At 75.1% G+C, this 4,805-nt stretch carries 1 protein-coding gene; it reads right to left on the bottom strand.

Going from position 1 to position 4,805, the window contains the following annotated elements:
• On the bottom strand, positions 1-4,619 hold a 4,619-nt coding region (locus G5C65_RS31305; protein WP_165302421.1), incomplete at its 3' end, for a beta-ketoacyl synthase N-terminal-like domain-containing protein.
• Between the last annotated feature and the right edge of the window lie 186 nt (positions 4,620-4,805).

Raw genomic sequence — 4,805 nt, 5'->3', positions numbered from 1 at the left:
GCCCCGGACTGCCCCGACACGACCCAGGGCACCGAACGACCCCCGGCACCATCCCCGGCAGCGTCCCCGTCCCCCTCGCCGTCCGGCGCCGCCGGCGCACCGGGAGGCTGCTCCAGGATCACGTGCGCGTTCGTCCCGCTCACCCCGAACGACGACACACCCGCGCGCCGCGGCCGTTCCACCTCGGGCCACGCCGTGGCCTCGGTCAGCAGCTCCACGCTCCCGGCGGACCAGTCGACATGGGACGACGGCCGATCCACATGCAGGGTGCGCGGAAGCCGCCCGTGCCGCATCGCCTGCACCATCTTGATGACACCGGTGACCCCCGCCGCCGCCTGGGTGTGCCCGACGTTCGACTTCACCGACCCCAGCCACAGCGGCCGCTCCGGGTCGCGCTCCTGCCCGTACGTGGCCAGCAGCGCATTCGCCTCGATCGGATCACCCAGCGACGTACCCGTCCCATGCGCCTCGACCGCATCCACCTCCCCCGCCGCCAGCCCCGCACTCGCCAGCGCCCCACGGATCACCCGCTCCTGCGAAGGACCACTCGGCGCGGTCAACCCGTTCGACGCCCCGTCCTGATTCACCGCAGAACCACGCACCACCGCCAGCACCCGATGCCCCCGCGCCCGCGCATCCGACAACCGCTCCAACAGCACCAGACCCACACCCTCGGACCAGCCGGTGCCGTCCGCCGCGTCGGCGAACGCCTTGCACCGGCCGTCGGCGGCCAGCGCGCCCTGCTGGGAGAACTCGATGAACGTCGTCGGCGTCGCCATCACCGCGACGCCGCCCGCGAGCGCGAGGTCGCAGTCGCCGCCGCGCAGCGACTGCGCCGCCAGATGCATCGAGACCAGCGACGACGAGCAGGCGGTGTCCACCGTCACCGCCGGCCCCTCCAGCCCGAAGGTGTACGCGATCCGGCCGGAGGCGACGCTGCCCGCCTTTCCCACGCCGCGGTGTCCTTCGTGGCCCTGGTGCTGTGCGGTGTCGCCGCCCGCGTAGTCGTGGTGCATCAGGCCGGTGAAGACGCCCACCTTCTCGCCCCGCAGCGACATCGGGTCGACGGCGGCGCGCTCGAAGACCTCCCAGGCGACCTCCAGCAGCAGCCGCTGCTGCGGGTCCATCGCCTGCGCCTCCCGGGGCGAGACGGCGAACAGCGACGCGTCGAAGCCCGCGACGTCGTCGAGGAAGGCCGCCTGGCGGGTGCTGCTGAGGGGGGCGGCCCCGCCGCTGCCGAACAGCTCGTCGAGCGGCCAGCCGCGGTCGTCCGGGAAGCGGGACACGGCGTCCGCGCCGGACTCGACGAGCCGCCACAGGTCCTCCGGCGACGACACGCCGCCCGGCAGTCGGCAGCCCATCGAGACGATCGCGATCGGCTCGTCGGCGGTCGGCTTCGGCGCCGTCGGCGCGGGGGCCGGTCCGTCCTCGCCGAACAGCCGGGTCCTGAGCAGCTCGGCCACCGCCGTCGGCGTGGGGTGGTCGAAGGCGAGCGTCGTGGGCAACGTCAGTCCGGTCGCGGCCGTCAGGCGGCGGCACAGCCCCACCGAGGCCACCGAGGTGAGCCCGAGGTCCCGGAACGGCCGTGCGGCGTCGACCGCGGCGCCGGGCCGCAGCCGGGAGGTCTCGCGCACCACGAGGCCGACGAGTTCGCGGCTGCGCTCCTTGCCGGACAGGCCGGCCAGCCACTCCCGCAGCTCCGCTGCCGCGGCCTCGTCGGCCTCGTCGGCCTCGTCGGGCCGTACGGGCCGTGGCCCGGCCAACGGGCCCAGGGGGGCGGGTACGTCGTCCCCCGGCGCGTCCGGGTCGAGGACGAAGGAGGCCAGGAGCGGGTCGTGCACCGTGTGCGCGGCGTCGAACATGGCCAGCGCGCGCCGGTCGGACAGCGTGCCGACGCCGGACGGGGCCCCGTCGGCGGGGCCGCCCCACGGCGGTCCGTACGCGAGTGCGAGCGCGGGCCGGCCGGCGGCCTGCCGCTGCACGGCGAGCGCGTCGAGCATGGCGGCCACGGCCCCCCGCGCGGGTTCGGCGGCGGCCCCGAGCGTTCCGGCGAGCGACGAGAACAGTACGAACGGGCCGGGGCCCGCCATCAGTTCGTGCAGCTGGACCGCGCCCGTCAGCACGCGGCGCAGCTCGTCGCCCGCCGTCTCGGCGCCGACCGCCTCGGCGCGGCCGGGGAAGTGCAGCACGGCGGAGGGTCCACGGCCGGCCAGCGCCGCCTCCAGCGCACCGCGGTCGGCCGGGTCGCAGGCGGCGAGTTCGACCGCGGCGCCCAGCGCGGCGAGCCGGTCGAGCAGGTCGGCGGCGGCCGGGTCCCCTTCGCCGTCCGGGCTGATCAGCAGCATCTCGCGGGTGCCGTGCACGGTCACCAGGTGCCGGGCCACGGCTGCCGCTGCCGGGGATCCGGCGCCGGTGAGCACCACGCTCCGGTAGGGATCGGGGGCGGCGTAGCGCGTCCCGTCGGTCGCGGCGGTGACGCGGGCCAGCTTGGGGGCCAGCGCGATCCCGGAGCGGATCGCGAGCTGCGGCTCGCCCCGCGACACGGCGGCGGGCAGCGCCGCCGCCGACCCGGGCTCGAAGTCCACGTCGGCGACGGCGACCCGGCCCTCGGACAGGCCCGTCAGGCTGCTCATCGCACCCCACGCGGCGGCCTGCGCCAGGTCCGGGACCTGACCGGGGCCGGTGCTCACGGCGCCGCGGGTCACCACGGCCAGGCGCGCCGCTGCGCAGCGCTCGTCGGCCAGCCAGCCGCGCACCTCGCGGCTCAGCTCCTCCGCGGCCCGGAGGGCCGCGCCCGGGTCGCCGGCCGCCGTGTCGACCAGGCGCGCCACGAGGCCGGGCACGGGGTCGCCCGCGGCGACGGCCGCGCTCAGCGCCGCGAAGTCGGCGTACGCGCGCGGCCCGGTGCCGCCGGTGCCGAGTGCGCGCAGCTGGGCGGCGCCCGTGCCGACGACCGCGCAGTCGCCGGCCGCCGGGGCCGCCGCCGGGGCCGCCGGGCCCGGGTGGGTCAGCGGGATCCAGTCGGTCCGGAACAGCGCGTCGTACTCACCGCTCCCCGCCGCGCGCAGCAGCGCGGGCCGCTCCGGGACCCGATGCCGGATGATCTTGCCGGATGTCGTCCGGGGGATGCTGTCGACCTCGTAGAGCTCTTCGGGGACCTTGAAGTACGACAGCTTCTCCCGGCACGCGGCGAACAGCTTCTCCGGTTCGACGCCGTGCGCGTCCGGCACCACGAACGCGACCGGCACCTCGCCGAGGGTCTCGTGCGGACGGCCCACCACGGCGGCGTCCCGCACTCCGCGCACCTCGCGCAGCACCTGCTCGACCTCGCCGGGGTGGAGGTTCTCCCCGCCGCGGATGATGAGTTCCCTGACGCGCCCGGTGATCCGGAAGTGCCCGGACGCGTCCCGGACCGCCAGGTCGCCGGTGCGGTACCAGCCGTCCCGCAGCGCGGCCCTGGTCGCCTCGGGCTGGTTGTGGTAGCCGAGCATCACGTTGGGCCCGCTGACCCAGACCTCGCCCTCCTGGCCGGTGTCGGCGTCCTGCCCGGTGTGCCGGTCCACGAGCCGTACGTCCAGGCCGGGCACCGGGAGGCCGCAGGAGCCCTCGACGCGCTCGCCGTCCGGCCGGTTGACGGTGATCGACCCGCAGGTCTCCGTGCTTCCGTAGGCGTCGATCAGGGGCGCGCCGAGGGTCTCCTCGACGTCGCGGCGCAGCTGCGCGCCGGTGACGGCGCCGCCGACGAGGCACATGCGCAGCGCCGGGACGGTCCGGCCGCTGTGCCGGATCTCGCGGAGCAGGTTGTGGTAGAGGGTCGGCACCCCGGCGAGGAACGTGAACGAGCCGTCCTCCAGCACGTCGAGCACCGCCTCGGCCGAGGCGTCGGAGACGATCCGCGCGCCCGCGCCGACCGAGGTGACCCCGAGGACGCAGAAGATGTGCGCCAGGCTGTGGAACAGCGGCAGCGGCCATACGACGCGGTCGTCCCGGGACAGGCCGGGGATGGGGACGTAGCACGCCGCGACCGACCACAGGCAGTTGCGCTGGGTGGACAGCACGCCCTTCGGCCTGCCTGTCGTGCCCGAGGTGTAGAGCATCCAGGCGGGTTCGTCGAGCCCGAGGTCGTCGCGCGCGGGGACGCCGGGGTCGCTGCCCGCGAGCACCTCGAAGGGCACCACCCGCTGTCTGACTCCGGTCCGCACCGCCTCGGTGTCGCCGACGACGACGATCCACGCCTCCGCGTCCCCGCCCAGCACCCGGCGCACCTGCTCGGCCCTGCCGGTGTCGGTGATCACGACCCGGGCCCCGCTGTCGTCGAGCAGATGGCCGAGCTCGGCGTCCGTGGAGTGCGGGTTGAACGGCGTGCCGATCGCACTCGCCCTGGTGATCGCGAGATAGCTCTCGACGGTCTCGACCCGGTTGCCGAGGTAGATCGCGGCGCGGTCGCCCGGTTCCAGCGACAGCGCGCTCAGATGTCCGGCGAGCCGCCTGGTGCGCAGTTCCAGGTCCGCGTAGCTGACACCGCGGACGTCGTCGCTGAACGCGATTTTGTCGCCCGCATTCCTCGCGTGTTCCACCAGGAACTCGTGAACAGGGCGTACTAATTCAGTGCGAAACATGGCGCCTGGCCTTTCCGGAGAACGACACCGCCGGGAACCTTTCCGGCCGACCTGAATCAGTCTTGCGGCCGTGCGCCGGATTGCGTCCCCTACTCGCCCCATAGGGCACCCCTGCCTTTTTCCGCGAACCACCGGGCCCTGTTCTGCCGAATGCGGGCACAGCAAACAGCGGGTCCGGTCCAGCAC

Source organism: Streptomyces boncukensis (assembly GCF_011045075.1).
Lineage (GTDB): Bacteria > Actinomycetota > Actinomycetes > Streptomycetales > Streptomycetaceae > Streptomyces > Streptomyces boncukensis.
Note: the sequence above shows the minus strand (reverse complement) of the source record. Positions and strands in the feature narration are given on the sequence as shown.